Source organism: Marinovum sp. J2-8 (genome assembly GCF_055808435.1).
Genome location: NZ_JBVVRZ010000017.1, coordinates 1 through 21670 on the forward strand (window position 1 = coordinate 1; position 21670 = coordinate 21670).

The following is a 21670-nucleotide window of genomic DNA, read 5'->3' on the forward strand; positions in this document are numbered from 1 at the left end:
TGTCGGCAACGTAATGCACGCGTCCCTTGGCATCGGTAAAGGCGGTGCGATAGATCAGATGCACCTGAATGGGCTGCTCAAGATTGACGCGCTGGTTCTTGCCCGATTGCAACCGGGTTTGAAAGAAACTGACCGGATCATCGGTCTGAACCGCCAGAAGCGCATAGGCAAATTCAAACGGTTCCGCCAACCGGATACAGCCATGCGAATAGGCCCGCACTTCATGGGCGAACAGGCTTTTGGCCGGGGTGTCGTGCAGATAGATATTGTTGGAATTGGGGAACATGAATTTCACCAAGCCCAAGGCGTTGCTGTTCGACGGCGGCTGGCGCAGGTAGAAGGGGAAGGTCCGCCCGGAATAGGCGGCGAAATTCACCGCCGACCGTGGCACAACCCGACCGCGGCTGTCGATCACCTGAAGGTGGCTGACAGCATTGCGATTGTTGCGCATCAACGGCAGGTATTCATTCGTCGTGATCGACCGGGGCACATTCCAATATGGGTTGATTTCCATATATTCCATGACATCGGAAAATTCCGGTGTTGCGCGATCAGACACGTTTTTGCCGACCACCGCGCGGGTTTGGAAAGTCACCTTTTCGTCGTCAATGATGCGCGCGGTGAATTCCGGGATATTGACCAACACATGGCGCTTGCCGCGCGGCTTGTTCAGCCAGCGTTCGCGTTCCATCGCGACAAGTACGGATTTAAGCCGCTCTGTGGCGGTGACATTCAACGCCCGCATTGTGCCGGCACCGGCCACGCCATCGGGTTCAAGCCCATGCGCCATCTGGAAATCACGCACCGCTTTTTCCATGGCTTGATCATAGGTTCCGGTCGACGACCGTTCCAGATAGCCCATGGCAATCAGGCGGTTGCGCATGGCAACCACTGCATTCCCAGAGGCCCCGGGTTTCAGCGAGCCGGCCGGAACCACAGGGCCCCAACCGCCATGTTTGATCCGACGTTCCAGATCGAATTTGGCGCGCACCAGCCGGGTATATTCCGGCGAGGTCGGCACAAGGCTGCGGAAAAATGTATCCGGGTCGCTGGCGGCAAAATCCTGGAGGTAAGTAATCTGGTCGCGCAGGGGCACGTCGCGTTTGATGCCGCTGCTGACCTTGCGCGGGTCCAGAATGCCGGTTTGCATGTGACGGGCAAACAGCACCAGCGTGCGGCTCAGCTCGACCTCCAGCGCACCAAGGGCGGCCTGCCCCCGCACCGAGGCCAGCTTGCGCCGCAGATCATCGGGGTCGTACATCTGGGAGGGAAGACCATAGAGGCTCGCGGTCGAGACCGCGCTGATCAATGCGGCGCGCCGGGCGCGATGCAAATCGGAATCGCCAGTCCAGATCGGCGAAAACTGGTTTTCACGATAAAACGCCGCAATATCACGATGCTCCGACGCGGTTTCGGCCACCGCCTGTTTGAAGGCCGTGACCTGTGCCTGGCCGACCTGGGGCATCATGGTTGCAACCGTAACAGCCAGGGCGATTTCACCCAACAGCCCCTTGAAATTGCCCGTGCCGCGATATTTGGCCAGTGCTTGCGTCATAACGTCCCTCCGGACCTGAAAAAATGCGTTACCCCATTAGGCACGCAGACCTATACCATTGTCTACTCACAATTTCTTAAGCTCTGCAATGCAGTGTATCCGCAATTGACAGGATTGTAACACCGGGACCCGAATCACGAAACTTGTGCACCTTTTTGCCCAACTCACAAAAATTTGGGCAATTTTTCGCCCAACTTTCCAGATACCCGGTACTCACCCGAATTCTCCGGTTGGAGAAAAATGCCGGATGTGGCATACAAATCACGCATCTGGGGATGAGATGGCAGGTTTCGCGTAACATCGCGAGCCAAATTGTAAGAGAGCGACGGACAGGCGCAATTCAACATGACGGATAATCGCGGCAGCGGCATAACGCGGCGTGGCCTTTTGGGGGCATTCGCAGCGACACTTGTAACAGCAGCACCAACTTATACCAACGCGGCGGGTTTCCTGCGCGGTGGCGGTGATATTCGACGGATCAAGATGTATTCGGCCCGGACGGGCGAGCGGCTCGATATGATATATTGGGTCGAAGGTGACTATATTAAAGATGCGGTCGAAGAAGTGCATAAATTCATGCGTGATTGGCGCACGAATGATGTGAAATATATTGATCTGCGCACCATCGACATTCTGGCGGCGTCGCACAATCTTTTGGATGTGTCGGAACCCTATATGTTGTTGTCTGGCTATCGCAGCCCGAAGACAAACGCCATGTTGCGGGCCCGGTCGAGTGGTGTGGCCAAAAACTCGCTCCACCTGAAGGGTCAGGCCGCAGACATCAGCCTCAAGGGGCGTTCAGTCGGGCAGATTGCCAAGGCTGGAACGGCCTGTCGCGCCGGTGGCGTTGGCCGGTACTCGGGCTCGAACTTCGTCCATATGGATTGCGGCGCGGTGCGCAGCTGGGGGCGGTAAGCCCCTGTTTCCCCCCCTGCTCTTTCAAACGCCGTCCCCTTTTGGGCGGCGTTTTGCTTTTCTGGCCGGGGTTATTTCGGCGCGGTGCTGGCAAATTCTTTGACATCTCGTCGTGGTGTTACATCTATTCGTGATACCTAGGCCGCCCGATCCTGCGTTAGTCTGGGCATGTTCCGCTTTGCAAACAGGTGCCCCTTGCCACGTCGCATTTTCTCTTTCCTCCTTGCCATGATGTTGCTTGCCTTTCCTGCGGTCGCTCAGGACCGCAAGGCGGTGGAACGACAATTCCAGTCCTGGCTGGAAGGCGACATCTGGCCCCGCGCCCGTGCGGCAGGTGTGTCCAAAGCAACGTTCAACACGGCCTTTCGCGGCGTTGATCTCAACTGGGATCTGCCGGATTTGGTGCCACCGGGCAGCACAACCACAGCGCCACGGCGCCAGCGTCAGGCCGAATTTGGCGCGCCGGGAAAATACTTCAATCGCGGCTCGGTCGACGGGGCAACATCCGTCGGCAAACAGATGGCCAAACGCCATGCCACCACATTGGCGCGCGTCGAAAAGACAACCGGCGTGCCGGGCCGTATCATTCTGGCGATCTGGGGCCGGGAAAGCGGCTATGGCCGGGTAAACATCCCCCACAACGTGTTTCAGGTTCTGGGCACCAAAGGATTCATGAGCACACGTGCGCCCTATTTCACCGAGGAACTGCTGGCCGCGCTGCAAATTGCCGAGGCCGGTCACGCCCCCGGAAGCGCAATGAAAAGCAGCTGGGCCAGGCGCGCTGGGGCAGCCACAGTTCATGCCAAGCAATTTCCTGAAATATGCGGTGGACGGGAATGGCGATGGCCGGGCCGACATCTGGCAGTCCGAGGCCGATACCATTGCCTCCATTGGCAATTATCTTGCCCGTCACGGCTGGATTTCCGGGCGGGACTGGGGGTTTGAGGTCGATGTCCCCGCCTCTGTGTCCTGTACTTTGGAAGGCCCGGATCAATCGCGCAAGATCGCGGATTGGGCCGCGATGGGCGTCACCCGGACCTCTGGCCGCCCCTTTCCGCAACATGAATTGGGCGCTGCGGGTTCATTGATGATGCCCGCCGGTCGGCATGGGCCTGCCTTTATTGTCACGCCGAATTTCTATGTGCTGAAGGATTACAACACCTCTGACCTTTATGCCCTGTTTGTTGGCCATATCGGCGACCGCATTCAATACAATGTGCGCGATTTCCGAAACAGCTGGGCCCGGGTTGATACGATGTACCGTTCCGACATCGCGGTAGCGCAGCGCAAACTGGAAACCCTTGGCCATGATGTCGGCGGCGCCGATGGTCTGCCGGGGTTCAAAACCCGCCGTTCAATCGGGCGCTGGCAGGAATCCCAAGGCGCAAAAGCCACCTGTTTTCCCGACAAAGGCAATATCGCGGCCCTGTCACGCTGACCACTGTGCACTGCAATTCGAAGGCCCGCCTCTGTCCTCAGGGGCCATTGGCCGCACATTTCCTAAACTTTTATGCGCTTTTTGAAGGCTGACCCAAGCACCGTGAAATCGGGTTTTGCCCGGACAAAGATCGCGCCGCCCCTAGTCGGACGGCACCACCATCAGACCCGCGGCGTGAAGCGTTCCGGCCCAGACGATGTCCAGCGCGGCGGAAAGTGTGGCGGCATCGCCGGTCTCCCAAAGGAAAATCGCACGCCCAATGGAATCGGTGCACATGCTGGCAAGCGCCGCTGCGGTCTGCACATCCGCCACGCGACCGGCCAGACATTCCGTCAGCGTTTCGCGTTCCATCATCAAGAAACCGTCGAGAATGCCGCGCGCTTTTTCGTTTGAACGCAAGACAGTACCAACCATTCTGACAATGTTGTCGTCATCGGCCAGAATCTTGATGTGCTTGTCCAGAAACCGCTTGAGATCGTCGCGCAGCGCGCCGCGCCCTTCGCGCAAGGCGGTTTTGTCCGCCTCGCCAAAGGCCGGAGGCGCGCCAATCGCCGCGGATTCCTTGTTGACGTAATAATTGAAAAACGTCCGCGTGCTGATCCCCGCGGCCGCTGCGATCTCTTCTGTCGTGACGTTTTCAAGCCCCTGTTCGACCGCAAGTTCCAGCGTGGCGAGTTGAATGTCGCGGGCTGTTTGCTGCCTTCGTCTCTCTCGTAACGAAACTGTCATTTTCCAAAACCTTGCACAGTCTGCAATGTTTACGTAGCAAGCATTAAAATTGCCAGATAGTCAAGAATAGAGGACCCGATGAGAGCCAACCTGTGGAAAAAAATAGGCGCGATACTTGCGTTGACGGGGTCTGCCACGATTGCAAATGCGCAATTTGGTCCGCCCGCTGGCATGGACATGGGGCCGCGCGAAGTGGGCGTTGTCACGCTAAACTTGCAAGAAGTGCCGCGCATCGTGACCTCGCCCGGGCACGCTGTTGCCTTTCAACAAGTCGAGGTGCGCCCGCGTGTGGGCGGCGTCATCCAGGAGGTTCTTTATACGCCTGATCAGCTTCTGAAAGTTGGCGATCCATTGTTCCGCATCGACGATTCATCTTACGTCGCGGCCGAAGCTTCGGCGCGGGCGAATGTGGCGATGGCAGAAGCAAACCTGTCGGTCGCGCAATCGACATATGACCGTGCCGAGCAATTGGCCGGTCGCGGTTATACAGAGGCCGAGGTTGAGGCCGCACGCGCAAGTCTGGCCGAAGCCAATGCGACGCTGGATGCGGCCCAAGCGGCGTTGGATTATGCCGAAACCGAATTGTCATGGACCACATTGACCAGCCCGATTGCCGGACGTGCGGATATTTCGACGGTGTCTGTCGGGGATCTTGTGACTGCGGGTCAGGCCGATGCTTTGACCACCATCGTTCAGGCGAACCCGATCTATGTGGACATGATGGAAGCCAGCGCGCGCATCCTGTCGGTCCGCAAGGGCATTGCCGATGGTGCGCTCAAGCAGAACGATGCGCTGGAGGCGACCTTGACGCTTGAAAACGAGGAAATTTTCCGTGGTCACGGTCAGTTGGTCACCGCCGGAAATTCGGTCTCGACAACGACGGGCACGGTGACAATCCGGTTCAAATTCGACAATCCTGAACATCTGATCATTCCGGGTATGTTTGTGCGCGGCGATGTGGTGATCGGGTCAATGCAGGCCTTTCTGGTGCCGCAACTGGCCGCCACACGGGAAAATTCGGGCAAGCTGACCGCCTATATCGTGGGTTCGGACGGCACCGCGCAGCAGGTCACATTGCAGGACGACGGCAGCTATGAAAACGCCTGGATCGTGCGCGACGGATTGAACGACGGCGATCAATTGATCGTCGACGGGCTGTCGGCGCTGCGCCCCGGTCAGGCGGTGAAGCCCGTCGCGGCATTCATCGACGAAAACGGCGTTGCCCGCGATGCGGAAACCCCCGCCGTGGGGGATTGATCAATGGCTGCATTCTTTATTCATCGCCCGGTTTTCGCCTGGGTGCTTGCCATTGCGACCATGCTGTTGGGGGCCTACAGCATGACCGGCCTGCCGATTTCGCAATATCCTGACATCGCGCCGACCACGGTGCGGATCTCTGCCTCTTACAGCGGCGCTTCGGCCGAAACGGTGGAAAATTCGGTCACCGCCGTGATCGAAGACGGGCTGACCGGGTTGGATGGTTTGACCTATATGACCTCCTCCTCCAGCGAGGGCGCGGCCAGTGTTTCGTTGACCTTTGATGACAGCATCGACCCCGACATGGCCCAGGTGCAGGTGCAGAACAAGTTGGCATTGGTGGAATCACAACTGCCCGATGCGGTGACCAGCCGGGGGGTGTCTGTCACCCGCTCGACCAGTTCGATCCTGATGGTTGGTGCCTTGGTCAGCGCCGATGACAGCTATTCCTCGCTCGAACTCGGCGACATCCTGAGCAGCACGATCCAGGACGCGGTTCAGCGCACCGAAGGGGTTGGCTCGATCAACCTTTTTGGCACCGAATATGCGATGCGGATCTGGCTGAACCCTGAGCGGCTCCATCAATATCAACTGACCCCCGCCGATGTGACAACCGCCGTGTCGCAGCAGAATACCAATGTCACGGTCGGAAGCCTTGGCGATCAACCGGTCAGCAAGGGCCAACAATTCACGGTGTCCCTGTCGGCACAATCACAGCTTGGCTCGGTCGCCGATTTCCAGTCGATCCTGTTGAAGACCGACGCCGATGGATCTGCGATCTATCTCGGCGATGTGGCAACTGTGGAATTGGCCGAGGAAGATTACGGCAGCGTCAGTCGCTTTAACGGCCACCCGGCGGCGGGTTTTGCCGTCAACCTGTCCACCGGGGCCAATGCGGTCGACACCGCCGAACGGGTGCGTGTGGTGATGGATGGGTTGTCTTCGGCCCTGCCCGACGGTGTCAGCGTCGAATACCCCTATGACACCTCGCCCTTTGTCGAGGAATCGATTGATCAGGTCTATGAAACATTGATCGAGGCCGTCGTGTTGGTGTTCCTCGTGATCTTCCTGTTCCTGCAAAGCTGGCGCGCGACGCTTATTCCGACGATTGCGGTGCCGGTCGTGCTGCTGGGCACCTTTGGCGTGCTCTCGGCCTTTGGCATGTCAATCAACACGCTAACGATGTTCGCGCTGGTGCTGGCCATCGGCCTGTTGGTCGATGACGCCATCGTCGTGGTCGAAAACGTCGAACGCGTGATGGAAGAAGACGGACTTGATGCGGTCGCCGCCACGGAAAAGAGCATGGGCGAGATTTCGACCGCGCTGATCGGGATCGTCATGGTGCTGTCGGCGGTGTTCCTGCCGATGGCCTTCCTCAGCGGCTCGACCGGGGTGATCTACAAGCAGTTCTCGGTCACCATCATCTCGGCAATGGTGCTTTCGCTGTTCGTGGCGCTGATCCTGACGCCTGCGATGTGTGCGCAGCTTCTCAAACCCGGTCACGGCAAGGCGCCGCTCGCGCCGCTGCGCTGGTTCAACACCGGGCTGGACCGGCTGACCGGCGGTTATGGTGCCACGGTCGGGCGGCTCGCGCTGCGGCCCTTCCGCATGGTTCTGGTTCTGGGGTTGGTCGGTTTTGGGGCCTACTGGGTCTATGACCGCCTGCCGAGTTCCTTCCTGCCGACCGAAGATCAGGGCGTGCTGATGACCATGGTCGAACTACCGCAAGGTTCGACTGTGCAGCAAACGCAATACACCATCGAACAGATCGAAAATTACCTGCTGACCGAAGAAGCCGACGTCGTCGACGGGGTATTCGCCAACGTCGGGTTCAGCTTTGCCGGGTCCGGGCAGAATTACGGCGTCATGTTCATCAAGCTCAAGGATTACGAAGAGCGCCCGAACGACAATGCGTCCGACCTGTTGGCGCGTGCGAATGGCCGGTTCTTCAACTCGCGGCTTGGCAGTATCTTTGTGCTGCAACCACCCGCGATTCAGGGGCTGGGCACCACATCCGGGTTTTCCATGTATCTGGTTGATCAATCTGGCGGCGGACAAGACGACCTGAGCGCGGCGGCAGACCAGCTTGTGGCTCTGGGAAATCAGGACGGGCGGGTGACCAACCTGCGCGGCAATGATGCCGCCACCGAACCGGCGTTGAAACTGCGGATTGATCAGCAACGGGCCGAGGCATTGGGCGTCTCGCTGTCGGATGTGAACGGCATGCTGTCCACGGTATTCTCGGGCTCTTACGTCAACGACTTCCCGCTTGGCAATGCGCTGCGCGAGGTGATCGTTCAGGGCGGTGCTGATTGGCGGATGCAGCCGTCGGACATTGACCACTGGAATGTGCGCAATGCCACATCCGAAATGGTCCCCCTCTCGGCCTTCATGAGCCAGGAGTGGGAGATGATCACCCCGCAGCTGGCCCGCTACGGCGGCACCCGCGCGCTGGAAATCTCGGGCCAAGCGGCGACTGGCATCAGCTCGGGCGATGCAATGGACCTGATGGAGGATCTCGCCTCGCAGCTCGACGGTTCTTATGCCGCCGCATGGACCGGCCTCAGCTATCAGGAGCGTCTGTCCGGTGACCAAGAGGCCATCCTCTATGCGATCTCGGCGCTGGTGGTCTTCCTCTGCCTTGCTGCGCTCTATGAAAGCTGGGCAGTGCCCTTTGCGGTGATGCTGTCGGTGCCGGTCGGCATTCTGGGCGTGCTGGTGACCACATGGTATTTCGGCCAGGCGAATGACGTCTATTTCAAGGTCGGCCTACTGACCACAATCGGGCTTGCGGCACGAAACGCCATCCTGATCGTCGAATTTGCGGAATCCCTGCGCGCCAAGGGCCAAAGCCTGATGGAGGCGACAACCACAGCCGCCCGCCAGCGCCTTCGCCCGATCCTGATGACCTCGCTGGCTTTCGGCTTCGGCATCCTGCCGCTAGTGCTGGCCTCTGGCGCGGGGGCCAATGCACAGAAATCCATCGGCACCGGCATGCTGGGCGGGATCATCTTCTCTGCCGTGATCGGCATCGTCATGGTCCCGGTCTTCTATGTCGCTGTCATCAAAACCACAGAGATATTCCGTATTCGAAAGGAAGCCGTGCAATGAAGGCGCAATACCTTATCCTGAGCCTGCTTCTGGCGGGCTGTGCGGTCGGCCCGGAGTATCAGCGCCCCGAGGTCGCCCTGCAAACCCGCTTTGTCGCCGGCAATGCCGCGTCGGTGGGTCAGGTCGCGACCCAGCAATGGTGGCTGGACTACAAAGACCCGATGCTGACCCGGCTGGTGGCGCGCGGAATGGCGCAGAACCTTGACGTGATGGCCGCGAGTGAGGCGATCCGGCAGGCGCAGGCAAACCTGCGCAAAACCGGCGTCAATTCCGCCGTCGATGGCGCGCTGACGGCGCAGCAGACCACCTCTGGCGGCGATGCGATTGATGGCACAGTCACCAGCAACAGCGGCTCTTTGGGGGCGGCGCTGGTGCTCGATTTCTTTGGCGGTCTGCGGCGCGAGCGTGAGGCTGCGACCGCGTCCCTGACAGCCGCAAAGGCCGAGGCGGAAACCGTCCGGCTGGCGTGGCTGGCTGAATTGTTGTCGGCCTATTCCGGCGCGCGCTATTACCAAGAGGTGCTGGCCCTGACCCGCACGACGATCAAGACACGCGAAGACACGGTCGAGATCACGCGCAGCCAATTCGACGCCGGGGCCGCCACCGAATACGAGGTTGCCGAGGCGCAGGCCCTGTTGTCCACCGCGCGCGCCAGCCTGCCGCAATATGCGGCGCTGTTCGACGCCAATGTCTATGCGATTGCCACGTTGCTCAACGAACCTGCCGCGCCGATCCTGACGCAGATGCAAAAAGGCGCGCCGCAACTCTCCTCGCCCGGCGGGGCAAATACCGGCGTGCCTGCGGATCTGCTTCGCAACCGCCCCGACGTGCGCCGCGCCGAGGCCGATCTGGCCGCTGCGGTCGCTGCGGTTGGGGTGGCAGAGGCCGCGCTCTATCCCTCGCTGTCGCTGTCCGGCACTGTCAGCCGCACCGAGATTACCGACAGCTGGAGCTTTGGGCCGCAATTGTCGCTGCCGGTGTTCAATCAAGGCGCGCTGCGCGCCAGCCGCGATGCCGAGATTTCCGCCGCCAAACAGGCGGAGATCGCATGGCGCGGCGCGGTCGCTTCGGCGGTCGAAGATGTGCAGGTCGCGCAATCCAACCTCACCCGCTATCGCCAGCGCGCGTCCCTGTTGCAAACGGCGGCCCGCGACTATGACCGTGCGCTGACGTTGGCCCAGCAGAACTATCGCAACGGGGCGATCACGCTTCTTGACCTGCTTGAAACTGATCGCAATGCCGCAACGGCCAAGATTTCGGCGGCCTCTGCGGTGCTTGATGCGGCACAGGCCTGGGCCACATTAAAGATCGCCACAGGCGCGGGCTCTGCCGCAACTGAACACTTAAGCAATTGACCGGGCCAAAAGACCGCCTGATCGGATGGCGGACAGGCCGGATAACGAACCTGGGTAGTGAAGGACCTATAAATCGATGAAACATCTCGGAAAAATCGCACTTTTGGTGGCTGTTCTCGGCGCTTGTGCCGCGGCGCTGATCCTGTTTGGGGGCCGTCTGGGCCTGTGGCAGCCGATCACCGGCTTCGGGCTTTATCGCAGCTATTTCAATCCACTGGCGATGGCTGTTGCGGCTGTTGGCGTGATCGCGCTGGTCGTCCACATTCTGCGCAAGGAACGCGGCGGGATGTTGGCGGGCGGAATTGCCACGATTGTCGGCCTCGCGCTGCTTGCGCCGATGGCCAATGCCACGCTGAACCCAACGCCCCGCGCCGCGCCGATCCACGACATTTCGACCGATACCGCCAATCCGCCGCTGTTTGAGGTTCTGGATGAAACCCGCGACGGGGCCCGCAACACGCTTGATTACGGCGGGCCGGAGCTGGCCGCGATGCAGGCCAAAGCCTATCCCGATATTGCCCCCCTCGAGACGGATCTGTCTGCCGAGGCGGCGTTTCAGCGCGCATTGGCCGTCGCGGGCGACATGGGGTGGGACATCGTCGCCCAGGATATCGAACGTCTGCGATTTGAGGCGGTTGCCCGCACCGCAGTCTTCTATTTCGCCGATGACGTTGTGGTGGTTGTCACCGCCCAGGACAACGGCAGCCGCGTTGATATGCGGGGCGTGTCCCGTGTGGGCCGCAGCGACCAAGGCGTCAACGCCGCACGCATTCGCGCCTTTCAACAGCAGTTTCAACAGTGACCCAAGAGAGAGGATTGAACGATGAAAATGCCTAATCCGATATTCACCTCGGTGATCGCCGCCTCGATGAGCCTGACGCTTCCGCAGATGTCCCTTGCCGATGCGCCGAACATTCAGACCGTCGGGCCGGTGATCCACCTTGCCGACAACCTCGACGAAGACGCGATGCTTGGCTGGTGCATTGATACCGAAGGTCGCGGGCTGAGCGATCAGCTGCACGCCCATTCCTGCAAACCAACCGGCGATGATGTCCTGTTCACCTATGCGGCAGACAGCGGCATGATCGCTTCGGCAACCTATGACGGCAAATGCATGGCGTATAACGCGCCGGACAATGCAGAGAATCCATTTGGTCTGGTGGATTGTGACGCCACGGATCAGGCGCAGATGTTCAGCTATGATGCATCAAGAATGGAAATGCGTCTGGCAGCGGACCCCGCCCAATGCGTGACGGTCTCTGCCACCATTGACGACGCGGGGCCGTTCCAATCCCGTGACCTGCTGCTTGCGGCCTGCGATGACCTTGACCCAAGCTTCAAGCAATGGGTCGTTCGGAATTAACCAACAGACGCCCCTTGCCGGAGCCACATCCCGCTACTTTGGTGTGGCTTCGGTTTTTGATTTTTCAAAGCCGGTAGAAGATCCAGTCGGAAGTCGAGAGATTCGCGCTACGGTTCCTCAAGCAGAAATCCAATTACATCCAGACGACACTGCCATTTTAATGGCGTGCAGAGTGCTTGCAACAAAAGTTCAACGATGAAACCATCATGGACATAGAAGTAGCTCACTCTTGGACGTCGAGTTCCAGATTATCGCAGGTATTGAGGAGACCGAATTGGCTATTTGCAAAGGTTGCGGTAAAAAACTTGGTTTTTTGGAATCGGGCTCAGGCGGTTACTGCACAATCTGCGCTTTTACAGCCACCATCTCCGAGAGTGACCAGAAAGAAATTCAAGAGATATCGGTTGCGACACAAAAACGGGAAACCGAGATTGAGGCCGTCATCCTCACAACCGAGACAGCCCCTAACCTCCCCATCAAAGAACGTATCGAAATCGTCACCGCTGAATGTGCGTTCGGGATGAACCTATTCAAGGACTTGTTCGCCGGTGTCCGTGACATTGTCGGTGGGCGCTCAGAGGCCGTACAGAATACAATGCGCGACGCAAGGCGAACTGCGCTTTATGAGCTGAAGAAAGAAGCCCATGCCGTCGGAGCCAATGCGGTAGTAGGTGTTGATCTTGATTACGTAGAACTTAGCGCAGCAGGGAGCATGGTGATGCTTGTGGCGTCTGGGACGGCGGTTCTGCTTGAGTGACCGAGCGCTCTCTTTGCCGCTTCATAGAGGTCTGCTTGCAACCTTTCCTCACCATATGCCGGAAAGCCGCTGAAATTCTGATCGCAGGCACCAAGGGCAGGAACCGGAAGGTCCCCTCCGAAATTGGACCTGACCGCTTTGCCCCGAAAGCCCCCTGCGATTGCCGCAGTAGCCCCCACCTCGAACAGGATGCTTCCTGCCATGGGCCATGAAGGCCCGGAAGCGCCGGTTCACACTGGGTCACAGAAACTTCGGTAATGGAAAATGGCGCACCTGAGAGGATTCGAACCTCTGGCCTCTGCCTTCGGAGGGCAGCGCTCTATCCAGCTGAGCTACAGGTGCGTGCAGGCCTTCTATACGCAGGCCAGCGCGGCGCTGCAATTGGAAATCTTCGTGAAATCGCAAGGTTCAGGCAAACAACTCATGTGCCAGTTCCAAAGCGTCGATCAGGGCATCGACCTCGGCCGTGGTGTTATACATGCCAAACGAGGCCCGGCAGGTGGCGGTCACCCCGAGATGATCCATCAAAGGCCCGGCGCAATGGTGGCCGGCGCGCACCGCGACACCCTTTTTGTCGAGGATCGTCGAAATGTCATGTGCATGGGCGGCCCCGTCCAGCGTGAAGCTGAAAATCGCGCCTTTGTCGGCGGCCTTGCCCTGTACATTCAGCCAGTTCAAACCGTCCAGCCGTGAGCGTGCATAACGCGTCAGCGCAGCCTCATGCGCGGCAATATTGTCCATGCCGATCGACATCATGTATTCCAGCGCCACGCCAAGCCCGATGGTTTGCACGATGCCGGGGTGCCGGCTTCGAATTTCATTGGCGGATCGTTATAGATGACCTCGTCCCGGTGCACTTCGCGGATCATGTCGCCGCCGCCCAGGAAGGGGCGCATCTCTGCCATACGTGCGCGCGCCATGAAAATCGCGCCCGACCCGGTGGGGCCATAGAGCTTGTGCCCGGTGATCGCATAGAAATCACAACCGATGTCCGGCACATCGACCGGGCCGTGAACAGCCGCCTGCGATCCGTCGACCAACGTGGCAATGCCCCGGGCACGTGCCGCATGGCAAATGGATTTCACATCCACCCTCGTGCCCAGCACATTGGACATCTGGGTAATCGCCACCAGTTTGGTTTTCGGCCCCATCGCGTCGATCACGGCCTGCGGGTCCAGCGACCCATCCGCCGCCGTTTCCACCCATTTCAGCGCCACGCCCTGACGCTCGCGCAGGAAATGCCAAGGCACGATATTGGCGTGATGTTCCATCACCGACAGGATGATTTCATCGCCCGCCTCAAGCCGGGGCATCGCCCAGCCATAGGCCACGGTATTGATCCCCTCGGTCGTGCCGGAGTTCAGCACAATTTCTTCGTCATCCGCGACATTCAGGAACCGGGCAATGGTGCCACGCACGGCTTCATATTTTTCTGTCGCCAGATTGGACAGGAAATGCAGCCCCCGGTGCACATTGGCATATTCCATCGAATAGGCCTGGGTGATCGCATCAATCACCACCTGGGGTTTCTGCGCCGAGGCACCATTGTCGAGATAGACCAACGGCTTGCCGTTCACCTCGCGTGCGAGGATCGGGAAATCCGCCCGGATCGCAGTGACATCATACATGTGCCGATACTCCTAGTGATGTGACCCCGATGAGCGACAGCATGACAATCAACCCGACCGCAATGCCCAGACCGGACATCATCAACACGCCGAAGGATTTGAACGGCGAACCAAAGCCATGCGCCACATCAATAAAGTTCACAAGAATCCAAAAACCATAAAGATTGACCACCAGCAGCACCAAGAGCGCAAACCCCGGCATCACGATGGACAATACAGTCGCCAGAACCTGAACCGCCAACCGCAGCACCTGAAGCCAGGTGATCAGAACCAGGATCTGGGCCAAACCCGCCCGCCCCTTCAGCCAATTGCCGACATAGGTCAAGGCAAACACGGTAATCACCGCGCCACAGCCCAGGGTCAGGGCAAACATGAACGGCGTGGCCATCATCGCGGGCAGCGGCTGGGGCGATGGCGCAGCGAGATTGCCCAGCCAGAACGCGATTGCGTTCAGCGCGACAACCAACACCAGCCCCTGCCACAAAACGCTGCGCGGCAGGTTCAACGCGATCAGCCGTGCCGCCGACTGGCGCGGGGCGGTGACGGTTTCGACGATCATATCCCGCAACACCGTCGTGTTCATGACGCCGCCCCTTCCGCTTCGCGCAGTCCCGATAGCCAGAACCAAAGGAAGATCACAAACCACAAGAAGCCGACAGCCTGTGACTGGATGCCCTGGCCGATAAAGCCTTCGACCAGGCCAAACAGCAAAACCAGCGGTGATGTCGCAAGCAACGCCCAGAACAGCGCCAACCGCGCGCCATAGAAATCACCCTGCCCGCCCAGAACCCGTGCGATCAGATGGCTGACCGCTGCTAAGGCATACAGCAACAAGGGCGCCACCATGAGCCAGCCAAACAGCGCAGCACCAATGCTTGGCTGCATCTCTGTGCCTTCGAAATGAGACTGCCGTGCCACCACGGGCCAGCGCGACACAAACATCATCAGACAGCCCGCCATGACCATGGCCAGAACCCTGTCTTCGCGTTGCCCCCACGCCAGAAGCCGCCGCACCACCCTGCGCGGCCCCCGATAGGTGGCAACAATATCCCGTGTCACGCTCATGCGCCCACCCCTGTTCCCGGTCAAACCTGTTCAGGCAAATCTGTCAGGCAAATCTGTCAGGTCCAACCACGTTTCGGCTTAGTCTCTGTGCCGGATCAACCATGCCTCGATCCGGGCCGTGATCTCTTCGGCCAGCGTGGCATCTTCGATCTCTTCGACCGCTTCCGCCAGGAAAGCAAGCGTCAGAAGGTTCACCGCCTGATCGGTCGGCACACCGCGCGACCGCAGATAAAACAGCGCTTCTTCGTCGATTGCACCCGAAGTCGAGCCATGGGAACAGGCTACATCATCGGCATAGATTTCCAGCTCCGGCTTGGCGAGGAACTGACTGTCCTCGTCCAGCAGAAGGCTCTGGGAAATCTGATAGCCGTCGGTTTTCTGTGCGCCCGCCTTTACCAGAATCTTGCCCTGAAACACGCCGGTCGCGCCATTGCGCAGAACCTTCTTGAACACCTGTCGGCTTTCACAGTTCACCGCATCATGGGTCACGAACACCGTATCGTCATGGTGAAAATCACCATCCCCGACACAGGCCCCGGCCACATGCGCCGCCGCATCATCACCGGTCAGCTCGATCACGCATTCGTTGCGGGTCATCACGCCATTGGCCGTCATGGTAAAGCTTTTGAATACGGATTCCGTACCCAGCCGGGCAAAGATATGCGTCACGGCGCGGCGTTCATGGTCGCGGCCCTGGGTGCGCACGTGATGCAGGGTTGCGCCATCGGCGATGTCGACCTCCATGCATTTGTTGAACCGTGCGGCTGCCGGACCGTTTTCCAGAATCGTCACCTCGGCCCCGCTGTCGACCTTCACCACATGGTGCAGGATCGCGTCCGAGGTTTCCGAGCGATGTTCATACGAAATCGAAATCGGCTTGCTTGGCGTCTTGGTCACATGGATCAAAAGCCCATCACTGGCGAACGCGGTGTTCAGCGCCGCAAGCGGCCGTTGCACCGGTGTCTGACCGTTGTTTTCCAATTGGCCATACAGCGACTGCGCCCAATGCAGATCGGTGCCTGCTTCGGCCAGACGTTCGATCACAACCCCCTCAAGCGCCAGATCATCCGAGCCTTCGGCATCAAACACGCCATCCACAAAACGGATCAGCAGCCGATCGACATCGGAAAACACCGGCCGCTCGTCTGTTTCGAACAGAGCGGCTGGCGGGACATCCGCCTGCACCAGCGTGTCCGGCCGGGTGTATTTCCAATATTCATCCCGCCGCGACGGCAATCCCATGTCCCGCAGACGCGCCAGCGCCGATTTGCGCGCGGACAAGCTCCAGCCGCTTGCGGGCAGATCATATTGCGCAATCCGCGCTTCGGTTGCATCCACCTTGGTTTGCGGAAGAGCCATTACGCCACCTCCTCCAACAGATGCGCATAACCGCGTTCTTCGACCTCAAGCGCCAGTTCGGGACCACCGGTTTTGATGATCCGGCCATTGGCCATGATATGCACCACATCGGGTTTGATATGATCCAGCAGACGCTGATAGTGGGTGATGACCAGGAAACCACGCCCGGCATCGCGCAGCGCGTTCACGCCATCCGACACCAGTTTCATGGCATCCACATCAAGGCCCGAACGGTCTCGTCCAGGATGCACATTTTGGGTTCCAGCATGGCCATCTGAAGAATTTCGTTGCGCTTCTTCTCGCCGCCGGAAAAGCCGACATTGACCGGACGCTTCAGCATATCAGCGTCGATCTTAAGATCCTTGGCCTTGGCCCGGATCAGTTTAAGGAAATCCGTCGCGCTCATTTCCTCTTCGCCGCGCGCCTTGCGTTGCGAATTCACCGCGGTGCGCAAAAAGGTCATGTTGCCGACACCGGGAATTTCCACCGGGTATTGGAACGCCAGGAACAAACCGGCCGCAGCGCGCTCTTCCGGCTCCATATCCAGCAGGTCATCGCCCTCCAGCGCGGCACTGCCGTCTGTCACCTCATAGCCGTCACGCCCCGAAAGAACATAGGACAAGGTCGACTTGCCCGATCCGTTCGGCCCCATGATCGCATGGACCTTGCCCGCCTCGATTTTCAGATCGACGCCCTTCAGGATCTGCTTATCTTCTTCTTCAAGTTTGACGTGCAGGTTCTTGATTTCCAGCATTTTTCTACCTCTCAAATACGCGAAGGCAACGCGCGGCACATGCGGTGCGGCGGCCTGCCAATTTCGGTTGTTACGGTTATCAGATCCGCAAGACGCCGCTGCCATGTTCCGTGGCGCATTGATGTCCGCAATCTGATAGGATGAAACGCGCCCCGGCGCCGATTTTGCACGACGGGGGTCACGGGATACACACGTGCAGCAAGCTGCGATGAAACCTGGGATCAGTCATTGCCTTGCCCTGTGACGATCTGGGCAAACAAATTGCCCAGAAACCCCGACACAAACGACACGGCAAACACCATCCACATGGTCAGCGCCTCGGTGATCAACCCGACAATACTGGCAAAGATCGCGCAAAATACGCCAGTCATCACTGCTGGCAAAAGCAGAAACTTCATATCTTCCCCTTCCCAGCCGATCACCCTGCGGCGGATCTAGCCGACCGACCCTTCCAGCGAAATCGCGACCAATTGCTGCGCCTCCATTGCGAATTCCATCGGCAGTGCTTGCAGCACCTCCTTGGCAAAACCATTCACAATCAGCGCCACAGCCTCTTCTTCGTCCATGCCACGTTGGCGGCAATAGAACATCTGCTCATCATCCACCTTGGATGTTGTGGCCTCGTGTTCCACCCGCGAAGAATTGTTCTTCACCTCGATATAGGGCACCGTATGCGCCCCGCATTTATCGCCGATCAACAGGCTGTCACACTGGGTATAGTTGCGGCTGTCCTTCGCCTTGGGATGCATCGAGACCAAACCACGATAGGTGTTCTGGGCCACGCCGGCGCTGATGCCCTTGGACACGATCCGCGACTTTGTGCGCTTGCCCAGGTGGATCATCTTGGTGCCGGTGTCGGCCTGCTGGTGGTTGTTGGTGATGGCGATGGAATAGAACTCGCCTTGGGAATCGTCACCGCGCAGGATGCAGGACGGGTATTTCCACGTCACCGCAGACCCGGTTTCCACCTGTGTCCACATCACCTTGGCCCGGTCACCACGGCAATCCGCGCGTTTGGTCACAAAGTTATAGATCCCGCCCTTGCCGTTTTCATCGCCGGGGAACCAGTTCTGAACCGTGGAATATTTCACCTCGGCGTCTTCTTCGATGATGATTTCCACCACCGCCGCATGCAGCTGGCTGGTGTCGCGCTGCGGCGCGGTACAACCCTCAAGATAGCTGACATAAGAGCCCTTGTCGGCAATGATCAGCGTGCGCTCGAACTGGCCGGTGTTTTCGGCGTTGATGCGGAAATAGGTCGACAATTCCATCGGGCAGCGCACCCCCGGCGGAATATAGACAAACGAACCATCGGAAAACACGGCGCTGTTCAGCGTGGCATAGAAATTGTCGCTGACCGGCACAACCGATCCGAGGTATTTCTTCACCAATTCGGGATGTTCGCGGATCGCCTCGGAGATCGAACAAAAGATCACCCCGGCCTTCTTCAGCTCTTTCTGAAAGGTGGTGCCGACGGACACCGAATCAAACACCGCATCGACCGCCACCTTGCGGCCCTCGGCGGGCGCATCTTCGGCGCCTTCGACACCGGCCAGGATCATCTGTTCCTTCAGCGGAATGCCCAGCTTTTCATAGGTCGCCAGCAGCTTGGGGTCGACCTCGTCCAATGACTTCGGCTTGACCTCCATGCTTTTGGGGCGGGCATAATAATACTGATCCTGAAAGTCGATTTCCGGATAATCGACCATGGCCCAATCCGGTTCTTCCTTCTGCAACCAGCGATCATAGGCCGCCAACCGCCAGTCGGTCATCCACTGCGGTTCGCCATTCTTTTCCGAAATAAGCCGCACGATATCCGGGGTAAGGCCCTTTGGCGCATACTCCATCTCGATCTCGGTTTCCCAGCCGTATTTATAGGTGCTGACCTCGCGGACCGCATCAACCGTTTCCTGATCGACGCCGTCTTTGACCTGAGTTTGATCAAGGGCTGTCATATGTCTACCTCCGGTGTCACGCCGCGCGGGCGCGATGCTTTTCATATCTGGCGCACCACGTTTCTGCGAAACGAAGCACATCTTCTTCTGTGTTGGCGGGTCCAAGACTGATGCGGATTGCGCATCCCGCCTCGTCCTCGCCGTATCCCATTGCGCGCAACACGCGACTTGACTTCACCTTGCCACTGGAACAGGCCGACCCGGCACTGATCGCAAAACCGGCCAGGTCCATTGCCATGACCTGCGTCTCTCCTCGCCACCCCGGCGCGATAACACAGGTGGTGTTGGGCAGTCGGGGCATCTCTTTCCCGACTAAAATAGTTCCTTTTGATCCAGCCTCAATGGCCTTTTCTAGAATATTTCTAAGTTCTGCAACCCGCTCCCAAACACCATCAGCCAAATCCCGTGCCGCCGCCGCCGCCGCCGCGCCAAATCCGGCAATGCCGACCACGTTCTCTGTCCCAGAGCGACGGCCCATTTCCTGCCCGCCGCCAAGGATGCGCGGCGTGACATCCAAACCGCGCTGCAACACCAGGGCACCAACGCCCTTTGGCCCGCCCAGCTTATGGGCCGAGGTCAGCGCCATCTGCGCCCCGGACCAGGAAAACGCAAACGGCAGCTTGCCAAAGATCTGCACCGCATCGCTTAACGCCAGCCCCTGTGGCATATCCTGCACCACACCGGTTTCACTGTTGGCGGCCTGCAATGCGCTGTGCGCCGGATCCTGCACCGTGACCCGCCCCGCCGCATCGACCGGCAAGGCCCCATCGGTCCAGACACCCACACAATCATGTTCAACCGCCCCAGACGCCAGATCGCGCCCCGCCAGTGCCAGCGCCGCCGCTTCGGTCGCCCCGGAGGTGAAAACAATATCCGCCTCCCCCGCACCAAACGCCTCGGCGATTTGACCCCGCGCCTTTTCAATCAATCCCTTGGCCGCCCGCCCCTCGGAATGCACCGACGACGGATTTCCCAACACATCCATTGCCGCAATCATCGCGGCACGCGCCTCAGGCCGCAAAGCCATGGTGGCGTTATGATCAAGATAGACCCTAGCCACGACCGCGCCCTTTCATCTGACCCGAAATATCCTGGGGGAGTCCCAACGGGACGGGGGCAAAGCCCCCAAACTCACCCATCGTCCACCACCGAAAACAGCCCCGGAACCGCCGGGCAAGGTGCCAGCGAATTCTCGATGATATCCGACAAACGGGTCTGATGCAGAAAGACATAGACATGCGCCGACAGTCCCTCCCACAAACGATTGGCCAGCGATTGCGCCCGGCTGCCGGACAGACCGCCACTGGCGCCCGCCCCTTTGTGCATCGCATCGACGGTTTCATCCACCGCTGCCAGAATATCCACCACCCGGATTTCCGATGCCAGGCCGGGCAAGACGATAGCCCCCACCGGGCCCGCGCACCGATGCCACCAATTCCGCGCGGCGCAGTTTGACAAATAATTGCTCAAGATAAGGCAGCGACACATCCTGACGCTGCGCGATCTCGCCCAGGGTCACCAGCTTGTCGTTGGGCTGCAACGCAATATCGACCAACGCCACCATCGCGTAGCGCCCCTTGGTACTCAGCTTCATCGACATTCCCCCCAGGATGGCGTCAAGACGCCCATGACTTGTTGACCTCAGTACCCAATAGGCTTATCTGCGATAAGCCCCAAACCGTCACCGGATCGGGTTTAGAACCATTCTAAGGTTGTCGAGCAAATTCGTCAACAATTGCCGTCACACGCGCGAGGAGTTTCACCGCATATGCCCGAGGTTATTTTCCCCGGTCCCGAGGGACGGCTGGAAGGCCGCTATCATCCGCAAAAAGACCGTGATGCCCCCATTGCCATTGTCTTGCATCCCCATCCGCAATTCGGCGGAACAATGAACAACAAGGTTGTCTACAACCTGCATTATGCCTTTTACAACATGGGCTTCACCGTGCTGCGGTTCAATTTCCGCGGCGTAGGCCGAAGCCAGGGCGAATATGATCAGGGTGTTGGCGAATTGTCCGACGCGGCATCGGCGCTCGACTATCTTCAGTCGATGAACAACAATTCAAAACATTGTTGGGTCGCTGGATTTTCTTTTGGCGCCTGGATCGGGATGCAGCTTTTGATGCGCCGCCCGGAAATCACCGGATTCGTTTCCGCCAGCCCGCCCGCCAATATGTATGATTTCTCATTCCTCGCGCCCTGCCCGTCGTCCGGCCTGATCATCAATGGCACGTCCGACCGGGTGGCTCCGCCCGCCGACACCACATCCCTGGTCGGCAAGCTGCACGAGCAGAAGGGTATCACCATCACCCATACCGAGATCGAAGGCGCCGGCCATTTCTTTGAAAACGATCATATGGACACGATGATCGGCACCGTCAGCGATTACGTCAAACGCCGTTTGACAGAAACAACGCGATAAGGATCCC

At 59.1% G+C, this 21670-nt stretch carries 16 protein-coding genes, 1 tRNA gene and 4 pseudogenes; 9 read left to right on the forward strand and 12 right to left on the reverse strand.

The window, feature by feature from the left end; all coding sequences use genetic code 11:
* On the reverse strand, positions 1-1555 hold a 1555-nt coding region (locus tag AC0L4F_RS23465), incomplete at its 3' end, for a L,D-transpeptidase family protein (RefSeq protein ID WP_244691955.1).
* Between the two features lie 345 nt (positions 1556-1900).
* Between AC0L4F_RS23465 and mepK the strand changes: the two genes are divergently transcribed.
* Both mepK and AC0L4F_RS23475 read left to right on the forward strand, forming a co-directional pair.
* Complete coding sequence (gene mepK / locus AC0L4F_RS23470) at positions 1901-2470, forward strand: peptidoglycan L,D-endopeptidase MepK (RefSeq protein ID WP_244691957.1); 570 nt, start codon at positions 1901-1903, stop codon at positions 2468-2470.
* Between the two features lie 228 nt (positions 2471-2698).
* Positions 2699-3908, forward strand: a pseudogene (locus tag AC0L4F_RS23475) (lytic murein transglycosylase).
* A gap of 141 nt (positions 3909-4049) precedes the next feature.
* Here AC0L4F_RS23475 and AC0L4F_RS23480 read toward each other — a convergent pair.
* On the reverse strand, positions 4050-4637 hold the full coding sequence (locus AC0L4F_RS23480) for a TetR/AcrR family transcriptional regulator (RefSeq protein WP_244691959.1): 588 nt from the start codon (positions 4635-4637) through the stop codon (positions 4050-4052).
* 78 nt (positions 4638-4715) lie between these two features.
* On the opposite strand from AC0L4F_RS23480, the gene AC0L4F_RS23485 reads away from it, so the two are divergent.
* The 6 genes from AC0L4F_RS23485 (at position 4716) to AC0L4F_RS23510 (ending at position 12480) form a co-directional block, all read left to right on the forward strand.
* Complete coding sequence (locus AC0L4F_RS23485; RefSeq protein ID WP_244691961.1) at positions 4716-5894, forward strand: efflux RND transporter periplasmic adaptor subunit; 1179 nt, start codon at positions 4716-4718, stop codon at positions 5892-5894.
* Between the two features lie 3 nt (positions 5895-5897).
* Positions 5898-9005 carry an efflux RND transporter permease subunit gene (locus AC0L4F_RS23490; RefSeq protein ID WP_244691963.1) on the forward strand — a complete coding sequence of 1036 codons (3108 nt, stop codon included), beginning with the start codon at positions 5898-5900 and terminating at the stop codon, positions 9003-9005.
* Positions 9002-10360, forward strand: coding sequence for an efflux transporter outer membrane subunit (locus AC0L4F_RS23495; RefSeq protein WP_244691965.1), 1359 nt, complete (start codon positions 9002-9004; stop codon positions 10358-10360). The genes AC0L4F_RS23490 and AC0L4F_RS23495 overlap by 4 nt, the downstream gene beginning before the upstream one ends.
* 76 nt (positions 10361-10436) lie before the next feature.
* Entirely contained in the window at positions 10437-11162 is a 726-nt protein-coding gene (locus AC0L4F_RS23500; protein ID WP_244691967.1) for a DUF1499 domain-containing protein, read from the forward strand.
* A gap of 21 nt (positions 11163-11183) precedes the next feature.
* Positions 11184-11723: a ricin-type beta-trefoil lectin domain protein gene (locus AC0L4F_RS23505; protein ID WP_244691970.1), complete on the forward strand. Its 540-nt coding sequence runs from the start codon at positions 11184-11186 to the stop codon at positions 11721-11723.
* Positions 11724-12111: 388 nt separating this feature from the next.
* On the forward strand, positions 12112-12480 hold the full coding sequence (locus AC0L4F_RS23510) for a YbjQ family protein (RefSeq protein ID WP_244691997.1): 369 nt from the start codon (positions 12112-12114) through the stop codon (positions 12478-12480).
* A 265-nt stretch (positions 12481-12745) separates the two neighbouring features.
* On the opposite strand, the gene AC0L4F_RS23515 is transcribed toward AC0L4F_RS23510, so the two are convergent.
* The 10 genes and pseudogenes from AC0L4F_RS23515 to iscR all read right to left on the reverse strand — a co-directional run bounded on the left by AC0L4F_RS23515 (position 12746) and on the right by iscR (position 20835).
* Positions 12746-12822 (reverse strand) — tRNA-Arg (locus tag AC0L4F_RS23515).
* Positions 12823-12888: 66 nt separating this feature from the next.
* A pseudogene (locus AC0L4F_RS23520) lies at positions 12889-14108 on the reverse strand (cysteine desulfurase).
* Complete coding sequence (locus tag AC0L4F_RS23525; protein ID WP_244691972.1) at positions 14101-14691, reverse strand: YIP1 family protein; 591 nt, start codon at positions 14689-14691, stop codon at positions 14101-14103. Before AC0L4F_RS23525 ends, AC0L4F_RS23520 begins: the two are co-directional and overlap by 8 nt.
* A complete protein-coding gene (locus tag AC0L4F_RS23530) occupies positions 14688-15173 on the reverse strand; it encodes a YIP1 family protein (RefSeq protein WP_244691974.1) in 486 nt (161 codons plus the stop codon). Before AC0L4F_RS23530 ends, AC0L4F_RS23525 begins: the two co-directional genes overlap by 4 nt.
* Before the next feature lie 78 nt (positions 15174-15251).
* Positions 15252-16532 carry a Fe-S cluster assembly protein SufD gene (gene sufD / locus AC0L4F_RS23535; protein WP_244691977.1) on the reverse strand — a complete coding sequence of 427 codons (1281 nt, stop codon included), beginning with the start codon at positions 16530-16532 and terminating at the stop codon, positions 15252-15254.
* Positions 16532-17286: pseudogene (gene sufC, locus AC0L4F_RS23540) on the reverse strand (Fe-S cluster assembly ATPase SufC). The gene sufD and the pseudogene sufC overlap by 1 nt, the downstream one beginning before the upstream one ends.
* A 221-nt stretch (positions 17287-17507) precedes the next feature.
* A complete protein-coding gene (locus AC0L4F_RS23545) occupies positions 17508-17684 on the reverse strand; it encodes a hypothetical protein (protein WP_244691979.1) in 177 nt (58 codons plus the stop codon).
* A gap of 36 nt (positions 17685-17720) precedes the next feature.
* Positions 17721-19241, reverse strand: coding sequence for a Fe-S cluster assembly protein SufB (gene sufB, locus AC0L4F_RS23550; protein ID WP_244691981.1), 1521 nt, complete (start codon positions 19239-19241; stop codon positions 17721-17723).
* Positions 19242-19257: 16 nt separating this feature from the next.
* Positions 19258-20301 (reverse strand): cysteine desulfurase family protein, encoded by a 1044-nt coding sequence (locus AC0L4F_RS23555; protein ID WP_244691984.1) that lies wholly within the window; start codon positions 20299-20301, stop codon positions 19258-19260.
* 71 nt (positions 20302-20372) lie between these two features.
* A pseudogene (gene iscR, locus AC0L4F_RS23560) lies at positions 20373-20835 on the reverse strand (Fe-S cluster assembly transcriptional regulator IscR).
* 174 nt (positions 20836-21009) lie between these two features.
* On the opposite strand from iscR, the gene AC0L4F_RS23565 reads away from it, so the two are divergent.
* Complete coding sequence (locus AC0L4F_RS23565; RefSeq protein WP_244691986.1) at positions 21010-21663, forward strand: alpha/beta hydrolase; 654 nt, start codon at positions 21010-21012, stop codon at positions 21661-21663.
* Positions 21664-21670 lie beyond the last annotated feature (7 nt).

What these genes read in the sequence shown, in the direction of transcription:
- AC0L4F_RS23525 (WP_244691972.1), bottom strand. Translation starts at nt 14,691, where the DNA reads ATGAACACGACGGTGTTGCGGGATATGATCGTCGAAACCGTCACCGCC.
- AC0L4F_RS23505 (WP_244691970.1), top strand. Translation starts at nt 11,184, where the DNA reads ATGAAAATGCCTAATCCGATATTCACCTCGGTGATCGCCGCCTCGATG.
- AC0L4F_RS23480 (WP_244691959.1), bottom strand. Translation starts at nt 4,637, where the DNA reads ATGACAGTTTCGTTACGAGAGAGACGAAGGCAGCAAACAGCCCGCGAC.
- AC0L4F_RS23545 (WP_244691979.1), bottom strand. Translation starts at nt 17,684, where the DNA reads ATGAAGTTTCTGCTTTTGCCAGCAGTGATGACTGGCGTATTTTGCGCG.
- AC0L4F_RS23485 (WP_244691961.1), top strand. Translation starts at nt 4,716, where the DNA reads ATGAGAGCCAACCTGTGGAAAAAAATAGGCGCGATACTTGCGTTGACG.
- sufD (WP_244691977.1), bottom strand. Translation starts at nt 16,532, where the DNA reads ATGGCTCTTCCGCAAACCAAGGTGGATGCAACCGAAGCGCGGATTGCG.
- AC0L4F_RS23565 (WP_244691986.1), top strand. Translation starts at nt 21,010, where the DNA reads ATGCCCGAGGTTATTTTCCCCGGTCCCGAGGGACGGCTGGAAGGCCGC.
- AC0L4F_RS23500 (WP_244691967.1), top strand. Translation starts at nt 10,437, where the DNA reads ATGAAACATCTCGGAAAAATCGCACTTTTGGTGGCTGTTCTCGGCGCT.
- sufB (WP_244691981.1), bottom strand. Translation starts at nt 19,241, where the DNA reads ATGACAGCCCTTGATCAAACTCAGGTCAAAGACGGCGTCGATCAGGAA.
- AC0L4F_RS23530 (WP_244691974.1), bottom strand. Translation starts at nt 15,173, where the DNA reads ATGAGCGTGACACGGGATATTGTTGCCACCTATCGGGGGCCGCGCAGG.
- AC0L4F_RS23495 (WP_244691965.1), top strand. Translation starts at nt 9,002, where the DNA reads ATGAAGGCGCAATACCTTATCCTGAGCCTGCTTCTGGCGGGCTGTGCG.
- mepK (WP_244691957.1), top strand. Translation starts at nt 1,901, where the DNA reads ATGACGGATAATCGCGGCAGCGGCATAACGCGGCGTGGCCTTTTGGGG.
- AC0L4F_RS23490 (WP_244691963.1), top strand. Translation starts at nt 5,898, where the DNA reads ATGGCTGCATTCTTTATTCATCGCCCGGTTTTCGCCTGGGTGCTTGCC.